General features: G+C 68.7%; 20 protein-coding genes. 8 read left to right on the forward strand and 12 right to left on the reverse strand.

Annotated elements, in window-relative coordinates:
- Positions 1–13: 13 nt before the first annotated feature.
- Together ACFE6Z_RS14355 and ACFE6Z_RS14360 are read left to right on the forward strand one after the other, a co-directional pair.
- Positions 14–670, forward strand: coding sequence for a GntR family transcriptional regulator (locus tag ACFE6Z_RS14355; protein WP_375386379.1), 657 nt, complete (start codon positions 14–16; stop codon positions 668–670).
- 88 nt (positions 671–758) lie between these two features.
- Complete coding sequence (locus tag ACFE6Z_RS14360; protein ID WP_375386380.1) at positions 759–2,129, forward strand: aminomethyl transferase family protein; 1,371 nt, start codon at positions 759–761, stop codon at positions 2,127–2,129.
- Positions 2,130–2,353: 224 nt separating this feature from the next.
- Here ACFE6Z_RS14360 and ACFE6Z_RS14365 read toward each other — a convergent pair whose 3' ends face one another.
- Positions 2,354–3,712, reverse strand: a complete 1,359-nt coding sequence (locus ACFE6Z_RS14365) for an aminomethyl transferase family protein (protein ID WP_375386381.1) — start codon at positions 3,710–3,712, stop codon at positions 2,354–2,356.
- A 64-nt stretch (positions 3,713–3,776) separates the two neighbouring features.
- Positions 3,777–5,177 (reverse strand): aminomethyl transferase family protein, encoded by a 1,401-nt coding sequence (locus ACFE6Z_RS14370; protein ID WP_375386382.1) that lies wholly within the window; start codon positions 5,175–5,177, stop codon positions 3,777–3,779.
- Positions 5,178–5,390: 213 nt separating this feature from the next.
- Between ACFE6Z_RS14370 and ACFE6Z_RS14375 the strand changes: the two genes are divergently transcribed.
- The 6 genes from ACFE6Z_RS14375 to ACFE6Z_RS14400 all read left to right on the forward strand — a co-directional run bounded on the left by ACFE6Z_RS14375 (position 5,391) and on the right by ACFE6Z_RS14400 (position 11,916).
- On the forward strand, positions 5,391–6,161 hold the full coding sequence (locus ACFE6Z_RS14375; RefSeq protein ID WP_375386383.1) for a PIG-L deacetylase family protein: 771 nt from the start codon (positions 5,391–5,393) through the stop codon (positions 6,159–6,161).
- Positions 6,158–6,871: a 4-carboxy-4-hydroxy-2-oxoadipate aldolase/oxaloacetate decarboxylase gene (locus ACFE6Z_RS14380; protein WP_375386384.1), complete on the forward strand. Its 714-nt coding sequence runs from the start codon at positions 6,158–6,160 to the stop codon at positions 6,869–6,871. The genes ACFE6Z_RS14375 and ACFE6Z_RS14380 overlap by 4 nt, the downstream gene beginning before the upstream one ends.
- On the forward strand, positions 6,864–7,985 hold the full coding sequence (locus ACFE6Z_RS14385) for a PrpF domain-containing protein (RefSeq protein WP_375386385.1): 1,122 nt from the start codon (positions 6,864–6,866) through the stop codon (positions 7,983–7,985). The genes ACFE6Z_RS14380 and ACFE6Z_RS14385 overlap by 8 nt, the downstream gene beginning before the upstream one ends.
- Positions 7,982–8,950 (forward strand): VOC family protein, encoded by a 969-nt coding sequence (locus ACFE6Z_RS14390; RefSeq protein WP_375386386.1) that lies wholly within the window; start codon positions 7,982–7,984, stop codon positions 8,948–8,950. The genes ACFE6Z_RS14385 and ACFE6Z_RS14390 overlap by 4 nt, the downstream gene beginning before the upstream one ends.
- Before the next feature lie 145 nt (positions 8,951–9,095).
- The gene (locus ACFE6Z_RS14395) at positions 9,096–10,583 is read left to right on the forward strand and encodes an aldehyde dehydrogenase family protein (protein WP_375386387.1); all 1,488 of its coding nucleotides are present in this window, start codon (positions 9,096–9,098) and stop codon (positions 10,581–10,583) included.
- A 109-nt stretch (positions 10,584–10,692) separates the two neighbouring features.
- A complete protein-coding gene (locus tag ACFE6Z_RS14400; RefSeq protein ID WP_375386388.1) occupies positions 10,693–11,916 on the forward strand; it encodes a CynX/NimT family MFS transporter in 1,224 nt (407 codons plus the stop codon).
- A 16-nt stretch (positions 11,917–11,932) separates the two neighbouring features.
- On the opposite strand, the gene ACFE6Z_RS14405 is transcribed toward ACFE6Z_RS14400, so the two are convergent.
- From ACFE6Z_RS14405 to ACFE6Z_RS14450, 10 genes are all read right to left on the reverse strand, one after another.
- Entirely contained in the window at positions 11,933–12,874 is a 942-nt protein-coding gene (locus tag ACFE6Z_RS14405; RefSeq protein ID WP_375386389.1) for a PDR/VanB family oxidoreductase, read from the reverse strand.
- Positions 12,874–14,598, reverse strand: coding sequence for a dihydroxyacetone kinase family protein (locus ACFE6Z_RS14410; protein ID WP_375386390.1), 1,725 nt, complete (start codon positions 14,596–14,598; stop codon positions 12,874–12,876). Before ACFE6Z_RS14410 ends, ACFE6Z_RS14405 begins: the two co-directional genes overlap by 1 nt.
- A gap of 24 nt (positions 14,599–14,622) precedes the next feature.
- The gene (locus ACFE6Z_RS14415; protein WP_375386391.1) at positions 14,623–15,825 is read right to left on the reverse strand and encodes a cytochrome P450; all 1,203 of its coding nucleotides are present in this window, start codon (positions 15,823–15,825) and stop codon (positions 14,623–14,625) included.
- Positions 15,826–15,858: 33 nt separating this feature from the next.
- Positions 15,859–17,358, reverse strand: a complete 1,500-nt coding sequence (locus ACFE6Z_RS14420; RefSeq protein ID WP_375386392.1) for an aldehyde dehydrogenase family protein — start codon at positions 17,356–17,358, stop codon at positions 15,859–15,861.
- 42 nt (positions 17,359–17,400) lie between these two features.
- Entirely contained in the window at positions 17,401–18,327 is a 927-nt protein-coding gene (locus tag ACFE6Z_RS14425) for a sugar phosphate isomerase/epimerase family protein (RefSeq protein ID WP_375386393.1), read from the reverse strand.
- 13 nt (positions 18,328–18,340) lie between these two features.
- The gene (locus tag ACFE6Z_RS14430; protein ID WP_375386394.1) at positions 18,341–19,123 is read right to left on the reverse strand and encodes an SDR family NAD(P)-dependent oxidoreductase; all 783 of its coding nucleotides are present in this window, start codon (positions 19,121–19,123) and stop codon (positions 18,341–18,343) included.
- A 95-nt stretch (positions 19,124–19,218) separates the two neighbouring features.
- Positions 19,219–20,214: a sugar ABC transporter substrate-binding protein gene (locus ACFE6Z_RS14435; protein WP_375386395.1), complete on the reverse strand. Its 996-nt coding sequence runs from the start codon at positions 20,212–20,214 to the stop codon at positions 19,219–19,221.
- A gap of 106 nt (positions 20,215–20,320) precedes the next feature.
- Positions 20,321–21,310: an ABC transporter permease gene (locus ACFE6Z_RS14440; RefSeq protein WP_375386396.1), complete on the reverse strand. Its 990-nt coding sequence runs from the start codon at positions 21,308–21,310 to the stop codon at positions 20,321–20,323.
- Positions 21,307–22,836, reverse strand: a complete 1,530-nt coding sequence (locus tag ACFE6Z_RS14445; RefSeq protein ID WP_375386397.1) for a sugar ABC transporter ATP-binding protein — start codon at positions 22,834–22,836, stop codon at positions 21,307–21,309. The genes ACFE6Z_RS14440 and ACFE6Z_RS14445 overlap by 4 nt, the downstream gene beginning before the upstream one ends.
- Positions 22,833–23,903, reverse strand: coding sequence for a zinc-binding dehydrogenase (locus ACFE6Z_RS14450; protein ID WP_375386398.1), 1,071 nt, complete (start codon positions 23,901–23,903; stop codon positions 22,833–22,835). Before ACFE6Z_RS14450 ends, ACFE6Z_RS14445 begins: the two co-directional genes overlap by 4 nt.
- Positions 23,904–23,920 lie beyond the last annotated feature (17 nt).

Genomic DNA, 23,920 nt, shown 5'->3' on the forward strand with positions numbered 1-23,920 from the left:
TCGAAGGAGAGTCATGTCGACGATCACGGAGAGCGCATCGGTCGAGGAGTCGGCGGGGCGCGTGACGGATCTGATCCGCCGCGCCATCGTGCGGGGCGAGTACGTGCCGAACCAGCGGCTGATCGAGGCCGACCTCAGCGACACGTTCGCGGCGAGCCGCGCCACCGTGCGCACCGCGCTGCTCGAGCTCGCCAACGAAGGCCTCGTCGAGCGACTGCCCAACCGCGGCTCGCGGGTGCGCGCCATCTCGGTCGAGGAGGCGATCGAGATCCTCGAGGTCCGCATCGGCGTCGAAGGACTCTGTGCCGCCAAGACCGCCGGCTCGATCACCGACGCGCAGGTCGACGAGTTCGCGCGGCTTCGCGAGCGGATGCTGGATGCTGTCACCGACGGCGACCTCGTCGAGTACTCCCGGCTGAACCAGCTCCTCGACCAGCGCGTGCGCGAGTGGAGCGGGCACGCCACCGCGGCCGAGGTGCTCGGACGCCTGCACGCGCAGAGCGTGCGGCACCAGTTCAAGCTCTCTTCGCGCCCGCAGCGCGCGAAGGTGTCGGTGCTCGAGCACGTCGCGATCATCGATGCGATCGTCGCTCGTGATCCCGACGCCGCCGAGCGGGCCGTCCGGGTGCACCTGCTGAGCGTCATCGGCGCCCTGCGCGAGGTCGCCTGACGCGTTCAATTCCGTTCAACGGAATACCGGGTGGCGCGCAGACGGCGGCGTCCTAGCGTGGAGCCATTCCACGCAGGAAAGGTCGACGATGACATCCGAATCCCTCGCGCAGGCGATCACCCGAGCAGGCAGCCCCGTAGAGCTGCTGCGCAACCAGGACTGGCCGGCGTTCACATTTCCGGTCGCGCCCGAGTTCACCAACTGGCGCGATGAGCAGCGGGCGTGGAACACGACCGTCGCCCTCATGGACCAGTCGCACCACATGACGCAGCTCTTCCTCGGCGGGGCCGACCTGATTCCGCTGCTCGAGACGATCTCGCCGAACACCTTCGCCACGTTCCGCCCCGGCATCGCCAAGCAGCTCATCTCCGTCAACCACGACGGGTACCTGATCGGCGACGGCATCCTCTTCTACAACGAGGACGCACCCGAAGGACTGGTGCTGATCGGGCACCATCTGCTGATCGACTGGGTCCGCTTCAACGTCGAGAAGGGCGAGGCGGCCGGGAAAGACGTGCACCACCGCCTCGAGGGCAACTCGCACATGCGACAGGGCCCGCCCACGTTCTACCGGTATGAGTTGCAGGGCCCGCAGGCGAACGAGGTCATGGAGAAGGTGTTCGGGGGGCCTGCGCCGGAGGTCAAGTTCTTCCACATCGGCGACGCGCAGATCGCCGGACGCGGCGTCAAAGCGCTGCGACACGGCATGGCCGGCCAGCCCGGGTTCGAGTTCTTCGGACCCTGGGCCGAAAACGAGATCGTGCTGCAGGCGATCCTCGACGCGGGCGCCGAGTTCGGCATCCGTCGCGTCGGCGCCAAGGCCTACTCGGCCACGCCGTTGGAGTCGGGATGGGTGCCGACCCCGTTTCCGGCGATCTTCGACGACGACTTCGCCGAGTACCGCGAGTGGCTGCCCGCGGCGCGGGCGGGATCGATCGGCGGATCGCTGTACTCCGCCGACATCCACGACTACTACCTCACCCCCTACGACATCGGGCTGGGCAAGTCGGTGCGATTCGACCACGACTTCCACGGCCGCGCCGCGCTCGAGAAGCATGCCGAGAATCCGCGGCGGCGTAAGACCACGCTGCTGTGGAACGCAGAGGATGTCGCCTCGGTCGTCCGGTCGCAGCTCGAGCCCGGCATCCCCGCGAAGTTCCTCGACTTCCCGAAGGCCCGCTACGGGCTGTTCCAGATGGACGAAGTGCGCGTGGGCGATCGGCTGGTCGGGATTTCGACGGATGCTGGTTACATCGCGTACGACCAGCTGTACATGTCGCTCGCCACGATCGACATCGACATCGCAGACGGCGATGAGGTCGAGATCGTGTGGGGCGAGAACCCGGTCTCGGCCAAGGTCTCGGTCGACGCCGCACACCGCCAGGTGCGTATCCGCGCGACGGTGGCTCCGGCGCCGTACCACGAGTGGGCGCGCACGGTCTATCGCGCGAACGGCTGACGCCCGGCCCCGACTCGACGTACTACGTCGGTCCAAGGGATCTCGATACGCTCGCAAGCTCGCTACTCGATCACCGCCGCGCGGTGCGCGCGAACGGCTGACGCCCGGCGGTGGTCGAGTAGGCGCGCCAGCGCCGTACCGAGACCCCCCGACTCGACGTACTACGTCGGCCCAAGAGATCTCGATACGCTCGCAAGCTCGCTACTCGATCACCGCGGCGCGCGTCAGTCCTTGCGGTAGTTCTCTCGCGCGAACGACGAGTACGGCGCCGGGTACACGGTCGCGCGGATCTCGACCTGCCGGTGCGGCTCGACGGCCGGCTTGGTCGAAACGGGGTCTTCGCCCCACACCACGACGACTTCGGTGCCGGGTTCCGCATGGTCGGCGTCGATGCTGGCGAGCGAGGCGAAGACCTGTTCTCCGGTGATGTAGCCCGCATCGTGCGAGATGCCGACATCCGCGCCCCCGGCGAGCACCCGGTCGACCTGGTACACGCCGTAGCGCGCCTTCGGGAAGTCGATGTACTTCGCCGGGATGCCGGGCTCGTAGAGCGAGCGCTGCGCGGCGGCGACGTCTTCCGGGTTCCACACCAGCGTCACCTTCGAGCGCAACGTGCCGGCGGCGTGCTCCTCGAGCGCGGCGCGGCCGATGAACTCGTGGTCGAACGCGACGCTGCGACCGTAGCCGAGGTCGTACGGGGTGAGGTAGTAGTCCTCGATATCGTCCGACGCGAAGCTGCCGGCGAGTGAGCCGGCGCGGTTCGCCGGCAGCCACTCGAGGTACTCCGCCGTGCCCTCGCCGGTGAAGATCGCCGGCAGCGGCGACGGCACCCACGCCGACTCGAGGTTCGCCGACGAGTACGCCTTCGAACCGACGAGAACGAGCCCGAACTCCTCGCCCGCGGCGATCAAGGCGTCCCGCACCTGCTCGCCCTCGGCCCACGGGCCGAACAGCTCGAAGCCGGGCTGCCCGGCCATTCCGTGGCGGAGGGAACGCACCTCGAGGCCATCGATCGTGAAGGCGGCCATGTGGAAGAACTTCGTCGGCGGCACCGGCGCCCCGGTGACCTTCTCCATGAGCGCGAGCGCCCGCGGTCCCTGGATCTCGTAGCGGTATAGGGTGGGGCTCTGCCCGGCCGCCCGCATGAGCGAGTTCGCGTCGCGCTCGAACGTGACGTCGTAGTCACCGGTCTCGCCGATGAACTGCACCCAGTCGAGCACCATGAACCAGCCGACGAGGTCGAACGAGTCCTCTCCGAGATGGAACAGGATCGCATCGCCGATCAGGTAGCCCTCGTGGTTGACGGCGATGAACTGCTTGGCCCGGTCGACCTCGAAGTTCGCGAACGAGTTCACCCCGGTGTCCGAGAGCAAGCGGAGCGCATCGGGTCCGGAGATGAACAGGTCAGTCATGTGGTGCGACTGATCCAGCAGCGCGACCGAGTTGCGCCACGACAGCTGCTCGGAGCGCCAGTTCGTGAACTCGGGCGTGACCGGGAAGATGGTCGGACGAGACTGCGCGTTGCGCAGCACCTCGACGGCGCTTCCCGCACGGGCGATGGCCTGGGCAGCAGACTCTGTCATGCGAACTCCTTTTTCAGTTGATGCGGATGCCGAGGCATCCGCATCCCGCTCACTTCAGGGGGTGTCAGACCGACGCGGTGCGCCATCCGCCGTGGTACTCGCTGCGTGCAGTGACCGCGTACGGCACGGGGCTGACGACGGCGCGGACGGCGAGCTGCTCGTGCGGCTGCACGGTGGTCTTGCGCGATCCACCGTTCGGCTCGCCCCAGACCACGCGCACCTCGGCACCGACCGGCACACCCGCGTCGACCGTCGCGAGCGACAGGCCGCGCTTCTCATTCGCGGTCACGCCGGTGAACAGCGACAGGCCGACGGTGTCGCCGTTCGCGTCGATGACGGCGTCGTAGTTGGACGAGCCGTAGTTCGCGTTCGGCAGGTCGAACACCTGGTAGCCGGTGCCGTCGCGGTCGATCGGTGTGGTGAGGAGCTTCGCGAGGTCTTCGTCGTTCCACGCCAGCGTGACCTTCTTGCGCTGGGATGCGGCATCCACTTTCTCGAGCGCGTCGCGCCCGATGAAGTCGTGGTCGAACTTGACGAACGAGCCGTAGCCGAGCTCCCAGGGGTTGAGGTAGTAGTCCTCGATGTCGTCGGAGACGAACGATCCGGCGAGAGCGTTGGTGGCCTCGTAGCTGGTCGCGGGGAGCCACTCACGGTAGGCCCGCTCGGACTCGCTCGAGTAGATCGCCGGGAGCGGCGACGGGATCCAGCCCGATTCGAGGGTGTTCGACGAGTACGCCCGCGAGCCGCAGGGCTCGAGACCGAACTCGCGGCCGGCCTCGAGGATCGCGTCGCGGATCTTGCCGTGCTGCTCGTATGGGCCCCAGAGTTCCAGGCCCGGGGCGCCCGCCATACCGTGACGGAGGGTGCGCACCTTCTGGCCGGCGATCGTCATCTCGCCCATGTGGAAGAAGCGGACCTTCTCGAGCGGTTCGCCGTTGAGCTTCTCGATGACCTGCCAGGCGTTCGGGCCCTGGATCTGGAAGCGGTAGTACTCGCGGTTCACCGCGGCACCGTAGGGGCGCGAGGGCGAACGGTCGTCGTAGCGGAACTCGACGTCGTACCCGCCGGTCTCGGCGTGGAACTGCAGCCAGTTCGCTCCGGGCGCCCGGCCGACGTAGACGTACTCGTCACGACCTTCGTGGAACAGGATGCCGTCACCGATCACTCCACCGTTGGAAGCGGTGGGCACGAACTGCTTCGCGGTGTTGAGGGGGAAGTTCTCGAAGCTGTTGATGCCCGTGGCCGACAGGAGCTTCAGCGAGTCGGGTCCCGAGACGAAGAAGTTCACCATGTGGTGCGACTGATCGAACAGCACCGCGGTCTCGCGCCAGGAGATCTGCTCGCGGCGCCAGTTGGTGAATTCAGCCGGCACCACCGGATAGATATAGGTGCCGACCTGCGAGTTACGCAGGTGCTCGACGGTGTTTCCCGCCTCGTCGAGGACTTCCTGCAGAGTGCCGGCCATGGGTATTCCCTTCAACTTCATCGTCGTATGGTCTTGACCGCGATCGTACGGACGAGATTTACCTCTGTCCATAGTTATTTTCAGGTCTACAGGATTGTAACCAAAATCTTGACCATTGCGCCAGGGGTGTGGTTCGCTGTGAGGGCCGCGCAGCGGTCGCACGCTCGACGCAGAGTCGCGGCGCGTTCACGACGGCGCAGACAGGAGACTTCCTTGGCCGACACGCCCCCTTCCCTCTTGGTGGTGAGCGCGCACGCCGGTGATTTCGTGTGGCGCGCAGGCGGGGCGATCGCGGCGGCGACCCTGCGGGGCGAGCGGGCCACTGTGGTGTGCGTGTCGTACGGCGAGCGCGGCGAGTCGGCCTCGCAGTGGCTGGCGGGCAAGTCGCTCGATGAGATCAAGGCGATCCGTCGCGATGAGGCCACGGCTGCAGCATCCGCTCTCGGTGCCGACATCGAATTCCTGGATGCCGGTGACTACCCGCTGCTCGAATCGACCGAGACCGTATCGGCGCTCGTGGACGTCTACCGCCGCACCCAGCCGACCGTGGTGCTGACCCACCCGCTCGCCGACCCGTACAACGGCGATCACCCGGCCGCCGCGCGGATGGCGCTGCAGGCACGCGTGCTCGCGCAGGCGATCGGGGTGGCGAACTCCGACGGGTCGTATCCGAAGGTCGATGAGATCATCGGGGCGCCCCCGGTTTTCTTCTTCGAGCCGCACCAGCCCGAGCAGTCCGACTTCAAGCCGAACGTGCTGCTGGACATCACCGCCGCGTTCGCGCTCAAGCAGAAGGCCATGGAGTGCCTGCCCGCCCAGAAGCACATGTGGGAGTACTACACCTCTCTCGCGATCCGTCGCGGCGTGCAGGTCAAGCGCAACGCCGGCCCCAACCTCGGCCTCCCGCCCGCAACGGACGGGTCGCCCACCATGGGCGAGGCGTACCAGCGGTACTACCCGCAGGTCACGGACGTGCTCGCGTGACCCGCTTCCCGGTCGCCCACGTGGTCGTCACCGACATCGCGCGGGCAGACCCCGCCATTGTCGACGCGCTCGCCCAGTACGGCTCGGCGACGGTGCACGAGGCGATGGGCCGGATCGGATACGCAGGCCCCCGCATCCGGCCGATCCAGCAGGATGCCGCCATCTCAGGCAGCGCGATCACCGTGCGGGTCGCGCCCGGTGACAACCTCATGGTCCACGCGGCGATCGAGCAGGCGCAGTCCGGCGATGTGATCGTCGTCGTGCCGGTCACGGATGCGCCGTTCGGATTCATCGGCGAACTCATGGCCACCCAGATGCAGGTGCGCGGCGTCCGCGCCTACGTGACCTCGGGGGGCGTGCGCGACACGCAGGAATTGCGCCGAATGGGGTTCCCGGTGTGGACCGCGCACGTCAGCGCGCAGGGGACGGTGAAAGACACCGCGGGATCCGTCAACATCTCCGTCGTGCTCGACGGCGTCGTCGTGCACCCCGGCGACATCGTGGTCGCCGACGATGACGGCGTCACGATCGTTCCGCGCGCCCTCGCGGCCGCGACCCTCGAGGCATCCCGCGCCCGCGCCGCCAAAGAGGCGGCAGGCCGCGCCCGCTACGCCGCCGGCGAGATCTCGATGGACCTCAACGGCCTCCGGCCCGTCATCGCCGACCTCGGCGTGAGGTATATGTCACAGGCGGAATACGACGATGAGTGATCCGGTCCGTGACGGCATCCACTGCATGATGCTCCGCGGCGGAACGTCGAAGGGCGCCTACTTCCTCGCAGAAGATGTGCCGGCCGACGCGGAGGAACGCGACGACCTCATGCTCCGCATCATGGGCAGCCCCGATCCGGCGCAGATCGACGGACTCGGCGGCGCGCACCCCCTCACGAGCAAGGTCGCGATCGTGTCGCGATCGGCCGAGCCCGACGTCGACATCGACTACCTGTTCCTGCAGATCGGCGTCGACCAGCCCACCGTGAGCGACGCGCAGACGTGCGGCAACCTCCTGGCGGGGGTCGGTCCGTTCGCGGTGGAACGCGGCCTCGTCACCGCGGGTGCGACGAGCACCACCGTGCGCATCCGGCTGATCAACACCGGCGACCTCGCGACCGAGACCTTCGCGACATCCGACGGCCGGGTGGATTACGACGGGGGTGCGCGCATCGACGGCGTGCCCGGCACCGCAGGCGCGATCCACATCGAGCTCGCCGGTGGGGGGCGACTCCTCCCGACCGGCAACGTCGTGGACGAACTCGACGGACACCGGGTCACACTCGTCGACAACGGGATGCCGGTGGCGCTGCTGCGCGCGGACGAGTTCGGCGTGAGCGGAGACGAGACTCCCGCCGACCTCGAAGAGCGTTCCGACCTCGCCGCGGCCGTCGAGCGTGTGCGGTTGCTGGCCGGCCCCCTCATGGGGCTGGGGGATGTCGCCGACGCCACGGTTCCGAAGATGTTCCTGCTCTCGCCCGCCCGCGCGGGTGGCGCGATCTCGACCCGCGCCTTCATCCCGGCTCGGGTGCACACGTCGATCGGGGTGTTGATGGCGGCATCCGTGGCCGCAGGCATCCGTATCCCTGGAGCTGTCGGCAGCGACCTCGCCTCCGATGCCGGTCGCGATGCCGGTCGTGATGCCGGTCGCGATGCCGGTCCGGTCGATATCGAGCATCCGAGCGGCACGTTCCCCGCCCGCGTCCGCGTCGTCCGACGCGACGACGGCACCTGGTCGGCCACTTCGACCTCCCTCCGCACCGCCCGCAAGATCTTCGACGGCGTCGTGTTCCCGCGACCGCGCCGCCAGCCCTCAGAGAGGACCGCACGATGACGGATTACACCTCGTTCGATGTCGCCCACATCGGCAATATCGAACTGCTCACCCCCACGTTCGACAAGAGCCTCTGGTTCTTCCGGGATCTGCTGGCCATGCGCGTGGTCGCCGAAGACGGCGACTCGGTGTACCTGCGCACGTGGGACGAGTACCAGCGGTACACGATCAAGCTCACCGCCGCGGGCGCCGGCGGTGTGGGGCGCACCACATTCCGCGCCTCCAGTCAGGAGGCCCTGGAGCGACGCGTCGCCGCGATCGACCGGTTCGGTCTCGGCGAGGGGTGGGTCGATGGCGAGCAGGGCACCGGCCCCACCTACGCCTTCCGCGACCCTGACGGGCACGCGATGGGCATTTACTACGAGACCGAGCGCTACGTCGCGACCGATGACAAGCCGGCGCTGAAGAACCAGGCGTCCGCCTTCCCCGGCCGCGGGGTCAACGCGAGGCGGCTCGACCACATCAACTACCTCGCCAAGGATGTGGTCGCCAACGGCGAGTTCATCGCTCAGGCGCTCGGCGGCCGCGAGAGCGAACGCATCAAGCTCGACACCGCCGAGGGCGAGCCGATCGGCTACGCCGCGTGGTGGTTCCACTTCAACAACAAGTCGTACGACGTCGTCTACTCCGACGACTGGACCAAGCACGGCGACCGCCTGCATCACATCGCCTTCGCGCCCGACACTCGGGAAGACATCCTCAAGGCCGCCGACATCTTCCTCGAGAACGGGATCTACATCGAATCGGGCCCGCACAAGCATGCGATCAATCAGACCTTCTTCCTCTACGTGTGGGAGCCGGGCGGCAACCGCATCGAATTCGCCAACGCCGGCGCCCGCCTGCTGCTCGATCCCGATCAGCCCGTCGTGGAGTGGACCGCCGAGGAACGCAAGAAGGGCCAGGCGTGGGGCATGAAGACGATCGAGAGCTTCCACACCCACGGAACCCCGGTGGTGGCGCAATGAGCTCCGCAGACGAGGCGCTCCCCGGCAGCAGAACGGGTTTACAAGTAAACACACCTGGACGTACACTCGTGACGGGTGCGCAGTCGCTCCCGTCGCGCGGATGCCCGAAGCAATCAGTGCAAACACAGAGAGGTGCTTGATCTTCATGAGTGGAACGTTGGAGTCGGTCCGTACCGGACTGTACATCGGAGGCGAGGAGCGCTTCACGGACGCCACCCTCGAGGTCGTCGACCCGGGCAAGCCAGGCGTCATCGTCGGGCACGCCGCAGCCGCGAGCGCGCAGGACGTCGACGACGCGATCGCCGCCGCGAAGGGTGCTTATCCGGCATGGTCGGCCCTTTCCGCGACCGAGCGCGCGGCGAAGATGACCGAGGCGATCGCCGGCATCGCCGATGACCGCGATGAGGATGCCGCGATCCTGTCGCAGGAGAACGGCAAGATCCGCTTCGAGTCGTGGATCGACGCCCTGGTGTTCGAGATCCGCTGGAACCTCGCGCTGATGATCGCCGACGAGGTCGACACGGGCAAGGTCCTCCCTGTCGCCCCCGGTATCCCCGTCGAGACGACGGTCACCTACCAGTCGCTGGGCGTGGTCACCGTGATCGTGCCCTTCAACTGGCCGATCGCGATCCTCGGCGCCGCCCTCCCGCACGCCCTGCTCGCGGGCAACACGGCGATCGTCAAGCCACCGCCGTCGGCGCCGCTGGCCACCACCCGGTTCGTGCAGCGCCTCGCCGCGAAGCTGCCCGCCGGCGTGCTCAACGTCGTCACGGGCAAGGACGCCGACATGGCGGCCCTGATCTCGAGCGACGACATCGCGAAGGTCTGCTTCACCGGTTCGGTGGGCGGCGGCAAGCGCATCATGGAGATGGCGTCGAAGTCGCTGACCCGCGTCACCCTGGAGCTCGGCGGCAACGACGCGGCGATCCTCCTCGAAGACGCGATCCTCGACGACGTGCACCTCGACCGCCTTTTCGCCGCCGTGTTCGACAGCACGGGGCAGATCTGCATGAATGCGAAGCGGCTGTACGTGCACCGCTCGCGCCTCGACGAGGTGGTCGACGGTATCGCCGCGCGCCTGCAGAAGACCGTGATCGGCTACGGCCTCGACGAGGGCACGACGATGGGCCCCCTGCACTCGCCCGTGCAGAAGGCGTTCGTCGCCGACATCATCCAGGAGGCGAAGGATGCCGGTGCCGACGTCCGCGAGTACGGCGAGCTGCCGGGTGGCGACCTGGCGGGCGGAAACTTCCTGCGCCCCGCGATCGTGGTCGACCCCGACCCGTCGCTGCGCGTGGTCACGCAGGAGCAGTTCGGTCCCGTCATCCCGATCATCCCCTTCGACACCGAGGACGAGGCGATTGCGGCCGCCAACGACACGTGGGCGGGTCTCGGCGGGTCGGTCTGGACGGCGGACGTGGATGCTGCCAACCGCGTCGGCGGCAAGCTCGAGTGCGGGTATGTCTGGGTCAACGACCACGGAGCCACCCGCCTCGACCTGCGCGCGCCGTTCGGCGGGATGAAGCAGTCGGGCTTCGGACGCGAGCAGGGGATCGAAGGCATCCGCGCGTTCCAGGACACGCGCTCCATCGCCCACATCGACGCGGCGGCACTGGCCGCGCAGGCGCACTGACGATCCCCGTCGTCATCCGAGAAACCACATCCCGGTCGAGACATCACGCATTGCGTGGTGTCTCGGCACGGATGTGGTTTCTCGGCGTGCGCCATGCGGGAGCGAGCCGATGAATGCGCCGACGCCGACAGCATCCCGCTGGCTTCTCGGCGTCGCGGTGCTGCTCATCGCGCTCAACCTGCGCCCCACGATCACCGGAGTCGGACCGCTGCTCTCGCAGATCTCGGCGACGCTCGGCACGACCGAAGCGGCGCTGGGTGCACTGGCCGCCGTCCCGCTGATCGCTTTCGCGGTCGTCTCGCCCCTCGCTCACGGGCTGAGCGCCCGGTTCGGCATCCCCCGCACCGTGCTGTGGTCGCTGCTCTTGCTCGGCGTCGGCACGGTCGTGCGCTCTCTTCCGGGTTTCGCGGCGAACCTGTGGGTGGGTACCGCGCTGATCGGAGCATCCATCGCCATCGTGAACGTCCTCATGCCGGCCGTGATCAAGCGCGATTTCGCCGACCGGGTGCCGGCGATGACAGCCGTCTTCACCGCGTGCCTGTCGGGGATGGGCGCCGTGGCCTCGGGCGTGGTCGTGCCGATCTCGCTCATCGAGGTGAACGGAGCGGCGCTCGGCTGGCAGGTGGCGCTGGTGTGGACCGGAGCCCTGCTCCCCTTCGCCCTCGGCGCATGGGTCGCCTCGATGCGCCGGCAGCCGCGGCACGAGAAGCCGACCGAGCGCTCCGGTGCCACCGGCATCTGGCGCGACCGGCTCGCGTGGCAGGTCCTTCTCTACATGGGACTGCAGTCGATGACCTTCTACATGCTGGTCACCTGGTTGGCCCCCATCGCGCAGTCGCTCGGGCGCAGTGAGGTCGTCGCCGGCATCGACGTCATGATCTACCAGCTGTTCTGCTTCGGCGGCTCGCTCATCGTGCCGCTGATCCTTCGCGGGCGATTCCGTCGATTCGCGGCGGCCTTCGTCCCCGCGGTCACACTCATCGGCATTGCGGGGCTCATCGCGCTTCCCGAGCTCTTCACGCTGTGGGCGGTGCTCTGCGGAATCGGATGCGGTGCGGCGCTGGGCATGGCACTGAGCCTGTTCAGCCTTCGCGCGCGCACGCACCACGCCGCCGGCGCCCTCTCCGGCATGGCGCAGTCCGGCGGGTATCTCATCGCCGCCACCGGTCCGATCCTCTTCGGCGCGCTCGTGACCTGGAGCGGCGGATGGCTCGCCTCGCTGATCCTGGTCGCGCTGGTGCTCATCGGGCAGCTCGTGACCGGGCTGTTCGTCGGGCGCGACCGGTTCGTGCTGGAGCGGGCGTACTCGTCGCCGCCCGCCCGTCGGCCGTGAGCCGCACGGCGCGACGTCACAACTCGAGGACGAGCCGCTCTCCGACGCATCGCGAGACGCAGATCATCATGACCTCCGACTCCTCCCTCTCCTTCGCGCTCAGCACGGCGTCGCGGTGGTCGGGCTGTCCTTCCAGCACGAACGTCTCGCAGGTGCCGCAGGTTCCGCCGCGGCACGACGACGGAGCCGGCACGCCGGCCTCGGCAACCCGATCGAGGATCGATTCGCCCGGCAGGATCGTCAGCGTGGTGCCGGTGATCGACAGTTCCACGTCGAACGGCTGATCCGTGGCATCCACCAGAATGGTGTCGTTGGTGAACCGCTCGACGTGCAGCGCGACATCCGTCCCCGCCACCTCCCGCTCGAGCGCATCGAGCAGGCGGGAAGGTCCGCACGCATACACGACGGCCCCGGCGGCCTCGTGGACGATGCCGGTCAGCGCCATGCGCTCTCCCTCCGCGCTCACGTATACCCGCACCTTGTCGCCGTACCGCGCCAGGTCGGCGCCGAAGGCCATCCTCGACGGCTCGCGGCCGGCATAGTGCAATCGCCAGTCGGCACCGGATGCCTCGGCCGCCGCGATCATCGGCAGGATCGGCGTTATCCCGATCCCGCCGGCGACGAAGACCATCCGCGGAGCGATCTCGTACCCGAACAGATCGCGGGGCGGCGAGACCCGCACGAGCTGGCCCGTGCGGACGTGCGCGTGGAGGTGGCGGCTCCCGCCGAGCCCCTCGTCCTCCCGCAGGACCGCGATCCGATAGGTCGAGCGATCGGCGGGGTCACCGCAGAGGGAGTACTGGCGGACGAGCCCAGGCTCGCCCGGCCGGTCGATGTGCACATCGATGTGGGCACCTGGCTGCCACTCCGGCAGCGGCGTGCCCTGCGGGTTGGTCAGCACGAGGCCGGCCACCCCGCTCGCCTCGTCGATGCGCGACGCGACCTGCAGCGTGAGCATCAGCGCTCCTCTCCCGCGAGCGCCTGGGCGACCGCGTCGAACTGCAGCGCGATGGCCACCGCTCCCGGGTCGGGAATGCCGACCGCACGCGCCCCGAGGTAGCTGCTGCGACCGAGGCTCGGGGTGAGCGCCGAGGTCGACTCGGCTCCGGCGTGGGCGGCCCGGGCAGCTCGGCGGGCGCGCTCTGCCCCCGAGGCTCCGTCGGCGGCCCTCAGCGCATCGACGGCCGGCTGGAGCGCATCGATCATCGTGCTGTCTCCCGGGGCGGCGCCCCCCACCGACCGCACCCGCGCGCAGCCGGTGGTCACCGCCGCCGACCACTCGTCTGCGGTCAGCGACTCCCCGAGACCGGTGACCGCTTCGGCCATGGCCAGCAGGAGGAGGCTGTACAGCGGGCCGGAGGTACCGCCCACCTCGCGCCGGACGATTTCAGCGACCGCGGTCAGGTAGCGCGCCGTGCCGCGGTGCGCGAGAAGCAGATCGGATGCTGCGACCATTGCTGCGGCGCCACGGGCGAGGTTCGTCCCGAGGTCTCCGTCACCGACCTGACGGTCGAGGTCGGTCAGCCGCTCCTCCGCGTCGATCAGCGCATGCGCGATCGTCGCGCCGACGGCGTGCGTGGCCGCGACGTGCGCCGAAACGGCGCCGGTGGCCGGCTCGGACGTCGGGTCGTCGTGTGTCGCCGGGGCGGGCACGACCGTCACCCGGTCGGGGTCCAGCTGGGGCGTCGACCTCGGGAAGGCCGCGACGAGGGCCACGTCTCCGAGCAGTTCGAGCAGCTCGTCATCGATCGCAGCGACGGTCAGCGATGCGCCGGGCATGTCGAGGGAGGTGAGGAAGGGCCCTGCCCACGTCATCCGAACGCGGAGGCCGCGCTCGGCGAGCGCGGCGAGCACGTCTGACTGCAGGATCCGCAGATCGAGGTCGGGGGTGCCACCCAGCGAATTGACGAGCGCCACGACCTCGGTGCCGGGCGCGAGGTCGCGGTCGGCGACGATCACCTCCACCAGGCGCCGAGCGATCTGCGCAGAGGGAACGAGCGCACCCAGTTCGACGCCCGCTTCACCGTGGATGCCCAGACCCCATTCGATCTCCGATGCGTCGAGGCTGAAGTTGGGCGCATCGGAGCCGGGCAGGTAACAGGGCCCGAGCGCGACCCCCATGGTCGCGGCGCCGCCGAGGAAGCGCTCGACGGTCTCGACGATGCGCCCCAGCGTCCATCCCCGCTCCGCGGCGGCCCCCGCGATCTTGTGGACGAGCACCGTGGCGGTCAGGCCCCGGCGACCGGCACGGGACGCGTCGCCCAGCGCCGCGTCGTCCGCGACGACCACCATCTCGACCGGGATGCCGGCGGCACGGGCCATCTCGGCAGCCAGGCCGAAGTTCAACCGGTCGCCGGTGTAGTTCTTGACGATCAGCAGCACACCGGCGCTCGTCGCCGACGCGAGGATCGCCGCGAACACCGCATCGACGGAGGGCGACGTGAAGATCGGCCCCAGGACGGCGGCATCCAGCATCCCGGTCCCGACGTACCCGGCATGCGCGGGCTCGTTCCCGGATCCGCCGCCCGACACCACGGCGACACGGTCGGCGGGCTTGCGGGATCCCGGAGAGCGGACGACGATCGGGAGTCCGTCCACGCGCGCGAGGTGCGGGGTGCCGGCGACCAGTCCGGCGATGTAGTCCTCGACGACCACATCCGGAGCGTTGATGATCTTCTTCATGGCGCGAGGCGATCTCTCGAACGGCTATCGGAGGGTCACGCGAACGGGCAGCGCTTCGAAGCCGCGGAGCCAGTTGGAGTAGAACGGGACCGGCTCTCCGGCGAGCTCGATGGTCTGGACGCGCCGGGCGAGGGCCGAGAGCAGACACGACGCCTCCATGCGCGCCATCATCTGACCGACGCAGCCGTGGATGCCGGTGCCGAAGGCCAGGTGGCCGCTCGCATCGCGGGTGATGTCGTACTCATCCGGGTCGGTCCACCGTCGCGGGTCGCGGTTGGCAGCGCCCAGCGCCATGATGACCTTCTCTCCCTCCCCGATCGAGGTGCCCGCGAGGTCGGTCGCGCACGCCGTCGTGCGCCCGATGTACGGGCTCGGCGGATTCCAGCGCAGTGCCTCCTCGAACGCCTTCCGTGCGAGCGCCGGATCGTCGCGCAGCGCCGACCATGCGTCCGGGTTCTCGGCGAGCGCTTTGAGGGCGAACTGGATGCCGAACACGGTGGTGTCGATGCCCGCCGACAGAAACGTCCGCACCAGCATCCCCGCGTCTTCCTCGCTGATCTCACCTGCGTCCACGTACCCGTAGATCGTCTGGCCGAGGCCGCCCGGCGCGAGCGCGTCGCGACGCATCTGCCAGTTCACGAACGCGGATGCCTCCTCCGCGGCAGCGACAGCGGCGTCGTAGAACTCGTTGTGCGGCCCCATCGCCTGGAAGTTCAGGTTCGAGTACGGCAGCAGGTGCCGACGGCCTTCCGGCGCCACGCCGACGGCGTCGGGGAGAACCGTCAGCGGGAACGTCTCGGCGAGGTCGGCCGCGTCGAACTCACCTGCGCCCACGACCGAGTCCACGAGGTCGTCGGCCTGCCGTTGGAAGTCTTCGGTGAGTCGGCGCACGACGCGCTGACTGAGGATCGAGGTCATCACCCGGCGGTACTTCGTGTGCCCGGGCGGATCGTTCTCGAGGATCACGCTGGGCGTCCGCCAGTTCTCGGACTTCTTGGTGTTGGTGAGCCCCGTGCCCGCGGACGACTCGAAGGTCTCGTAGTCACGGAAGACCTGCTCGACGATCTCGTGGCGTCCGGTGAACCAGACCCCGTACTGCGGGCTCCACACCACGGCGGCCGTCTCGCGGATCGCGGTGTCGACGGCGGTCGGGTCGCTCAGCCCCGCACGGGAGAAGGGATCGACCCCCAGGATCGCGGGGCCGCGCACGGCGGTGGGTCGGCTCATGATGAACTCCCTCTTTCGATCGCCGGGCGAACGCTAAAGCGGGTACTGTCCCGGCTCGCGGCGCATCGTGATCCACCGGGTGTCGGTGAACGCGTCGATGTTGGCCTGCGCTCCCCCGTGGCGCGACCCCGTGCCCGACGAGCCGGTGCCGCCGAACGGGGCGTTGGCCTCGTCGTTGACCGTCTGATCGTTGATGTGCACGATCCCGGTCGGGATGCGCTGGGCGAGGGCGAGCCCCGCGAACACGTCGGCGGTGACGATTCCGAGCGCGAGTCCGTACTCGGTGTCGGCGGCGAGGGCGGCGGCTTCGTCGTCGGTGGCGAAGGAGACGACCGATGCCACGGGGCCGAAGACCTCTTCGGCGTAGGCCGTGGCATCCTTCGGCGTGTTCGCCAGCACGGTCGGACGATAGAAGAGCTGGTCGTAGGTTCCGCCTGCGCGGAGCTCGGCGCCTTGCGCGACAGCATCCTGCACGAGGGTGTGTACACGATCGCGCTGCACCTCGTCGATCAGCGGCCCGAGATGCACCTGGCCGGCCGCGGGGTCGCCGACGTGCATCGATTCGGCCTTCGCCGCGAGCTTGGTGACGTACTCGTCGAAGAGCGACTCGTGCACGATGTGCCGGCCGACGGTCATGCAGATCTGGCCCTGGTGCAGGAACGAGCCCCACGTCGCCAGGTTGACGGCCTTGTCGACATCGGCGTCGGCGCGGATGATGTACGCCGAGTTGCCGCCGAGCTCGAGGTGCACGCGGGTCAGGTGGCGCGCCGCGACCTCGCCGACAGCGCGACCGGCCCGAGTGGATCCGGTGAATGCGACGACACGGACTCGCGGGTCTGCGACGATCGCCTCGCCGACATCGGCGCCGCCGGGTACGAGCTGCAGCAGCCCGGCCGGCAGGCCCGCCTCCTGGAAGATCCGCACGAACGACACTCCGCCGGTGATGACCGTGCGCGGGTCGGGCTTGAGCAGCACGGCGTTGCCGAGCGCGAGCGCCGGCGCCACGGCGCGGATCGCGAGGATCAGGGGCACGTTGAACGGTGCGATGACGCCGACGACGCCGACGGGAACCTGCTGAGCGAGCGAGAGTCGCGGTTCTTCGCTGGCCAGGATGGATCCGAGCGGTGCCGACGGCAGCGCGGCGGCCTCATAGGTCTCGGCGGCCGTCACGTGCAGCGCGAAGCCGGCGAGCGGCGGGATCGCCCCGACCTCACGGATGTTCCAGCCGCCGATCTCGTCGGCGTACTGCTCCCACAGCTGGCCGGCCTTGCGCAGGACCGCGGCGCGGGCGGGGTGCGGCAGGGCTGCCCACTCCTTCTGCGCCCGCGCCGCGCCCTCCGCAGCGCGCGCGACATCCGCGGGATCCGCAATGCCCACCATCGCGAGCGTCTCGCCCGTCGCGGGCTCGACCGAGGCGACCTCGCCGCCGCCTCCGACGACCCATTCGCCGTCGATGAAGATCTTGCCGGCGAACACCGCCGGGTCGATCAGCGTGTCGGTCATGGTGTCTTTCGTCTGGATCGCGGTGCTCATGAGGACTCCTTCGTCGGATGCTGTCGGGGATGTTCGTGGGGTTCAGGCTGAGGTGCTGCGGGCGAGCCGCTGCGCGCGGCGCCCGACCGTACTGGCGGTCCAGCCGCGCTGGATGACCCGCATCGCGTCGGCCGTCAGCTCGGCTCCATCGTCATACGGTGAGCGCCAGATGGCCAGCATGTCGGCGGCCGGCGCGGGCAGCACCGAGCGCGAGAACGCCTCGACGCCCCACCGCCCTGCGTAGCCGTCGTCGAGCGCGGACCGGACGATGTCGGCGACGTCCACGGCGCCGGTGCTCAGCATCCCCCGCCCCGACTGACCCAGCTCGAGGTAGGCGAGCTTCGGAAGGGCGAGCCGGACGGCAGCAGCGATGTCGGCTTCTTCGATCGCCATATGGAAGGTGTCGAGATGGATGCTGAGATTGGCCGACCCGCTCAGCTCGACGAACGCCAGAGCCTGCGCCGCGGTGTTCAGAAGGGAGGTCTCGTAGCGGTTGAGCACCTCGAACGTCATCGTGATGCCGCGATCGTGGGCGTAATCGGCGACCGCGCCCACCTCGCGAGCAGCGCGCTCCACCGCCGCCGGCGAGGTCGGGCCGCCCGGCGCCCCGAAGGGTCCGTACGGCACGCCGTTCATCTGATCACCGCCGAGTTCGACCGTCAGATCGACGACGGCGCGCAGGAGTGCTGCGCCTGCCGCACGCTCGGCCGCGTCAGCCGACGACACGTCCGCCGCCCCCGCCTGTCCGCCGGCGATCGTGATGGGTGCGACGGCCCGGTCGGCGAAGATGCGGCGAAGGGTCGCAGCATCCGTCGCCGCAGGGTCCAGCGGAGGCAGGACCACCCGCGAGTAGCCCTGCGCCGCGAGCACCTCGAGCGCGGAGGCCAGGGCGGTCGGCGTCGCGTCGGGCAGCAGCACGTTGATGTGTGCGGCCACATCAAGGTGCGGAATGAGCGATTCGAGTGTCATGCGCGTGCTCGGGTCAGAACGTCGGCAGGTCGAGGCGCTGCTTGTATGCCGAATAGCCGTCGTCCACGTGCACGACCGTTCCGTTGATCACGTTGGATTCGTCGGAGGCGAGGAAGGCGACCACGTCGGCGATCTCCTCCGGAGCGGTCATCTTGCCCCGCAGCTGCTCGGACGCGAACAGCGCGCGGAGTTCTTCGCTGAACTGGTTGATGATCGGCGTCGACACGCGCCCGGGGGTGATCGCGACGGCGCGGACGCCGAATTCGGCGAGTTCGTACGCCGCCGATCGGGTGAAGGAGATCACGGCGGCCTTCGCGGCACTGTAGGTGAACGAGAGCTCGGCGGCCTGCTCGCCATAGATCGACGAGGTGCTGATGATGACGCCGCCGGTGCCCTGGTCGCGGAACTGCCGGCCCGCGGCGAGGATGCCGTAGTACACGCCGTCCTGGTCGATGCGGATGAGGGGGGCGTAGTCGACCTCGGGGTCGTGGTCGAGCAGGGGCTTGCCGCCCGCGATGCCCGCATTGTTGAAGATCACGTCGAGCTTTCCGAAGACCGAGACCGCGCGCGCCACCGCCGCCTCGACCTCGCTGAACACCGCGACGTTCACGCCGACCGCGGCGACGCTGCCCTCGAAGCCCTCGCCCGAGATCTCGTCAGCGGCGGCCTGCGCCTGACCCAGGTTGATGTCGGCGATCATGACCTTGGCGCCCTCGCGGACGAACTTCCGTACCGTGGCGAGACCGATACCGCTTGCTCCGCCGGTGATGAGCGCGACTTTCCCGTCGAGACGCATGGGTGTTCCTGTTCCTGGAGAGTGTGTGTGCAGCGAAAGTGGAGGGTGGCGGAGGCGGATGCCGGAGCATCCGCCCCCACCGGTGTTGCAGAAGGTCAGAGCTTGTCGGACGGCGTGGTCTGGGCCGCGTTGTCCTTGTTCACGAGCGTCACGTCGACGGCGACGAAGTTCTCCGCCGGCATCGCGCCGTCCTTCTGGTAGGCCTGCACGTCCGTGACGAGCATGTCGAGCACCTTCGGCCAGGGCTGGTCGATCGTGCCGAGCATGTTCCCGCCGGCCTCGATCGACGCGAGCGTCTCCGCGAGAGCGTCGACCCCTGTCACCGGTGCGGACGAGCCGCCCTCCGACAGGCCTTGTGCGGCGCCGAGCGCGGCGTCGTCCCAGCCCGCCCAGACGGCGTCAAGGCCGTCGGGGTTGGCCGAGAGGTAGTCGGAGACGAAGTTCAGCGCCTCGGTGCGACCCGTCGCCGGGTTGGTCACCTGCTGCGGCGCGCCGCCGACCACGGTGGCCCCGGCGGCCTCGAACGCCTTCACCGCGAGCGCGGAGCGCAGCCGGATACCGGCGTGCGGGTCGTGACCGATGACCATCACGGTCTTGCCCTTGAGGCTGCCGATCGACGTGTCGATCGCGTCGACCGTCTTGTCGACGATCTGCTGCTGGTTGGTGGTGATGTTCGTGACGAAGGCGTCGGTGGCCTCGGTGCCCGCATCCATCGAGAAGATCGGGATGTCGGCATCCTTCGCCGCCGAGACGATCGACCCGATCGACGACACGTCGGTGTACCCGTCGAGGATGACGTCAGCGCCCTGCCCGATCGCGCTCTCGACGGCGGGGTTCATCTTCTGGAAGTCGAAGTCGCCCTGGATCATCGTGAGATCCCAGCCGAGCTCGGCCGCCTTCGCGGTGACGGCCTTGACCCACCATGCTCCGACCGGAGTCTGGTTGCCGGAAGTGAACGCGATGACCTTGAACGGCTCGTCGCCGGTGCCGCCGCTGCTGCCGCCGGAGCCCGAGCCCCCGCTCGAGCACCCCGTCAGCGCGAGAGCGGCCGCGACGGCGACCGCCGCGGCGATCTTGAAGTTGGTACGCATGTGTTACTCCTCTGTGTGAATGCGTTCGTGATTCTTGGGTTTGCTTGCTTCTTGCTTCTCGGTGCGCACGCGGGCGGTGGCCGCCTGGCGCTCAGCGGGGCGCGGGTTATCGCTCCCGCGTCTTGAGGCCCGACAGGACGACGGCCAGGATGATGATGATCCCGGTCACCACCTGTTGGACGTAGGCGTTCACGCCCAGGATGTTCAGCCCGTTGCTCATGACGCCGATGATGGCGACGCCGATCATCGTGCCGCCGAGGTTCGCCGCCCCTGAGCGGATCACGGTCATGCCCAGGAAGACCGCGGCGACCGAGAACAGGGTGTTGTCGCCGCCCTGCTCGGCAGCCGCGCTGCCGAGCCGCGCGGCGAGCAGGATGCCGCCGATCGCGGAGATGAATCCGGCCATGGTGAAGGCGAGCAGGCGCGCCCAGCGCACATTGACGCCGGAGAGCCGGGCGACCTCCTCATTCCCGCCGATCGCGTGCAGGCGCCGCCCCAGAGTCGTGAAGCGCAGCAGCGCCCAGATCAGCACCGAGATCACCACCGCGAAGTACACCGGAAGCGGGACGTTGAGGAACTTGCCCTGACCCAGTTCGTTGAACGGGGCCGGCATGCCGAAGACCGTTGTGCCGCCGGTGACCAGATAGGCCAAGCCGATGACGGAGGTCATCGTGGCCAGTGTCGCGATGAACGCGGAGAGCCTAAGGTAGGCGATCAGCACGCCGTTGACCAGGCCCACCAGGAGTCCGACCGCCAGGCCCGCCAAGATGGCCATCGGCAGGGGGTTGTCGCCGAGCAGGAGCGCTGCGGTGACCGCGCCGGCGAGACTCGAGGTGGCGCCCACCGACAGGTCGAAGTCGCCGACGACCATCACGATGGTCTGCGCCCCCGCGATGATCGCCAGGATCGAGATCTGGTAGAGGATGTTCCGGACGTTCACGAACGACAGGAATGTGTCGGGTCGCATCGCGAAGAAGAAGAGGATGAGCAGGATCAGCGCCACGATCGTGCCACTCTGCACGAGCGCGCGGCCGGCCGTCCGCGACTGCTGGGCGATGATCGTCCCCGTCCGCGTCGGCTCCTTCTGAATCGTCATGATGTCGACCTTCCGTAGGCGTATGAGAGGAGGAGTTCGTCGTCGGCGCCCGCCGCGGGGACGTCACCCGCGATCGAGCCCTCGTGCATGATGAGGATGCGATCGCACATCCCGATGAGTTCCGGCAGCTCCGAGCTGACTGCGATCACGGTCGTGCCGGTGGCGGCCAACTCACGGATGAGCCGGTAGATCTCCGCCTTCGTGCCGACGTCGATGCCGCGGGTGGGCTCGTCCATCAAGAGGACCTTGGGGCGGCGCGCGAGCATCTTGGCCAGCACGACCTTCTGCTGGTTGCCGCCGGAGAGCTCGCCGACGGTCTGACGCGGACTGCGCGCCTTGATCTGGAGGTCGGCCATGCCGCGGTTCGCGATCTGCGCGATGCGGCCACGCGAGACGAGGCCGCCGCGACTGACCGCCGAGATGTTGGCGAGGGCGATGTTGTCCTGGATGGATGACCCGAGGAGGACTCCCTGGCTGCGACGCTCTTCCGGTACGAGTGCCACTCCCGCCGCCAGTACCCGGCCGACGCCCGAACGACGAGGGATGACCTCGCCGGCGACGGTGACCGTGCCGGCCCGGTAACCCTGCGCCCCGGCCAGGATGCGGAGCAGCTCGCTGCGTCCGGAGCCGGCGAGGCCCCCGATGCCGAGCACCTCGCCGACATGCGCCGTGAAAGAGACGTCCGTGACGCGGCGGCCTTCCAGCCCCTCGACGACGATCGCGACCTCGGTCGAGGTGTCGCCGCGGTCGGGATAGAGCGAGTCGGCGTTGCGGCCGACCATCGTGGAGATGACCTCGCTGATCGTCGTGTCGCCGACATCCTTCGTCGTGATCGTCTCTCCGTTGCGCATGATCGTGAGGCGGTCGCAGAGCTCGAAGACCTCCTCCAGGCGATGCGAGACGTAGATGATGGCCACCCCGTCGTCGCGGAGGGAGCGCAGCACCGTGAAGACCTCGCGGATCTCGGTGTCGGTGAGGGATGCGGTCGGCTCATCGAGAATGAGGACGCGTGCGTCCGTTGCGAGGGCACGCGCGACGGCAACCATCGTCTGCTGGACCGGTGAGAGGTCTCCGGCGAGCTTGCGCATCGAGATCTTCTGGTTCAGCCGCTCGAGCTGCTCACGCGCACGACGGCGGAGCGCACGGCCGTCGACGAAGCCGAATCGACTCGGCAGCTGCTCCCCCAGCAGCACGTTCTCGGCGACGGACGTGGTCGGCACGATCGAGAGCTCCTGGTACAGCGCGACGATGCCCGCCTTGTGGGCCGCCCGTACATTGGCGAACACGACTTCCTCGCCGTTGCGCCGGATCTGGCCCGAATCGGGGTCGTAGAGCCCGGTGATCACCTTGATGAGCGTCGACTTGCCCGCGCCGTTCTCACCGAGGAGCGCATGGATCTCGCCCGGCCTGACCGACAGGTGCACTCCCTTCAGAGCGTGCACCCCGTCGAAGCTCTTGACGATGTCGACGGCCTCGAGCGCGGGGATGGCCGCAGCGATCACGGGCGCGTCGCCCAGCAGGGTCATGATGCACTCCCGGCGTCGTCGATGTCGTTGCATCGGATGATGACCTTCGGGAACCGCCCGCTGACGTGAACAGCGAACGCCTCCGTCGCCTCCTCGAGGTCGAACACCGACTGGGTCAGCTCATCCAGGTCGAGGTAGGGCAGAATCTGCAGCGCGCGCGGGAACGCGTACGGTGACACGAAGACCCCGGTGAGCGTGAGCTCTTTGAGGTAGAGGTAGTCAGAGAGGCCCAGGGGCATCTCGAAGTCGTGCGGGTACATCGCGCCGTAGATCACCGTGGCCCCCTTGGCCGCGATGTCGAGCAGTCCGCGGACGGCACGAGGCGAACCGGATGCATCGATCACCACGTCGTAGCCCCGACCGTCGGTGATCTCGTCCGCCCGCAGGTACTGGTCTTCGCCCACCGGGTCGATGACGTGATCCGCACCGTGACGCTGCGCCATCTCACGACGCTCGGCGATCGGCTCGATCAGCGTGAGCGAGGTCGCGCCGTTCATCTTCATGACCTGCAGAGCCAGCTGGCCGATGGGTCCGCCGCCGCAGATCGCGACGCGGTCGCCGACCCTGATGCGGGTCTTGTCGGCGATGCGCACCGCCACCGAGGTCGGCTCGAGCAGGCATCCGTGCAGCAGTGACACCTCGTCGGGCAGCGCGTACACCTGCGATTCGTGCCAGGTGACCGTCTCCGCCATTCCCGGCCGGTTGTAGTCCTGGATGTGCTCGCAGAACTGCTGCCGGCCCGCCCGGCAGGGCGTGCAGGTGCCGCAGAACCGCAGGAAGTTGCCGGCGACACGGTCGCCGACCTCCAGACCGTTGCGGTGGGCCTTCTCACCGATCGCCTCGACGACGCCCGACAGCTCGTGCCCCAGCCCGATCGGCACGTCGGTGCCGAAGAAGCCCTCGGCGAGGTGCGGATCCGAGCCGCAGATCGCCGAGTACGCGACGCGGATGCGCACGTCCTCGGGGCCGAGCGGCTGGTCGGGGAAGTCGACGACGCCGATGCGTCCGCGAGTTGATTCGTCAGGATCGCGCAGGCTGCCGATCTTGGTGACGGCGACTGTTCTCATTCGTCTCTCCGTTGAGC

The sequence above is a fragment of the uncultured Microbacterium sp. genome (assembly GCF_964244775.1).
Lineage (GTDB): Bacteria > Actinomycetota > Actinomycetes > Actinomycetales > Microbacteriaceae > Microbacterium.

Coding starts and splice junctions, on each gene's coding strand:
- ACFE6Z_RS14355 (WP_375386379.1), top strand. CDS start 14: ATGTCGACGATCACGGAGAGCGCATCGGTCGAGGAGTCGGCGGGGCGC.
- ACFE6Z_RS14360 (WP_375386380.1), top strand. CDS start 759: ATGACATCCGAATCCCTCGCGCAGGCGATCACCCGAGCAGGCAGCCCC.
- ACFE6Z_RS14365 (WP_375386381.1), bottom strand. CDS start 3,712: ATGACAGAGTCTGCTGCCCAGGCCATCGCCCGTGCGGGAAGCGCCGTC.
- ACFE6Z_RS14370 (WP_375386382.1), bottom strand. CDS start 5,177: ATGGCCGGCACTCTGCAGGAAGTCCTCGACGAGGCGGGAAACACCGTC.
- ACFE6Z_RS14385 (WP_375386385.1), top strand. CDS start 6,864: ATGAGTGATCCGGTCCGTGACGGCATCCACTGCATGATGCTCCGCGGC.
- ACFE6Z_RS14390 (WP_375386386.1), top strand. CDS start 7,982: ATGACGGATTACACCTCGTTCGATGTCGCCCACATCGGCAATATCGAA.
- ACFE6Z_RS14395 (WP_375386387.1), top strand. CDS start 9,096: ATGAGTGGAACGTTGGAGTCGGTCCGTACCGGACTGTACATCGGAGGC.
- ACFE6Z_RS14400 (WP_375386388.1), top strand. CDS start 10,693: ATGAATGCGCCGACGCCGACAGCATCCCGCTGGCTTCTCGGCGTCGCG.
- ACFE6Z_RS14405 (WP_375386389.1), bottom strand. CDS start 12,874: ATGCTCACGCTGCAGGTCGCGTCGCGCATCGACGAGGCGAGCGGGGTG.
- ACFE6Z_RS14410 (WP_375386390.1), bottom strand. CDS start 14,598: ATGAAGAAGATCATCAACGCTCCGGATGTGGTCGTCGAGGACTACATC.
- ACFE6Z_RS14415 (WP_375386391.1), bottom strand. CDS start 15,825: ATGAGCCGACCCACCGCCGTGCGCGGCCCCGCGATCCTGGGGGTCGAT.
- ACFE6Z_RS14420 (WP_375386392.1), bottom strand. CDS start 17,358: ATGAGCACCGCGATCCAGACGAAAGACACCATGACCGACACGCTGATC.
- ACFE6Z_RS14425 (WP_375386393.1), bottom strand. CDS start 18,327: ATGACACTCGAATCGCTCATTCCGCACCTTGATGTGGCCGCACACATC.
- ACFE6Z_RS14430 (WP_375386394.1), bottom strand. CDS start 19,123: ATGCGTCTCGACGGGAAAGTCGCGCTCATCACCGGCGGAGCAAGCGGT.
- ACFE6Z_RS14435 (WP_375386395.1), bottom strand. CDS start 20,214: ATGCGTACCAACTTCAAGATCGCCGCGGCGGTCGCCGTCGCGGCCGCT.
- ACFE6Z_RS14440 (WP_375386396.1), bottom strand. CDS start 21,310: ATGACGATTCAGAAGGAGCCGACGCGGACGGGGACGATCATCGCCCAG.
- ACFE6Z_RS14445 (WP_375386397.1), bottom strand. CDS start 22,836: ATGACCCTGCTGGGCGACGCGCCCGTGATCGCTGCGGCCATCCCCGCG.
- ACFE6Z_RS14450 (WP_375386398.1), bottom strand. CDS start 23,903: ATGAGAACAGTCGCCGTCACCAAGATCGGCAGCCTGCGCGATCCTGAC.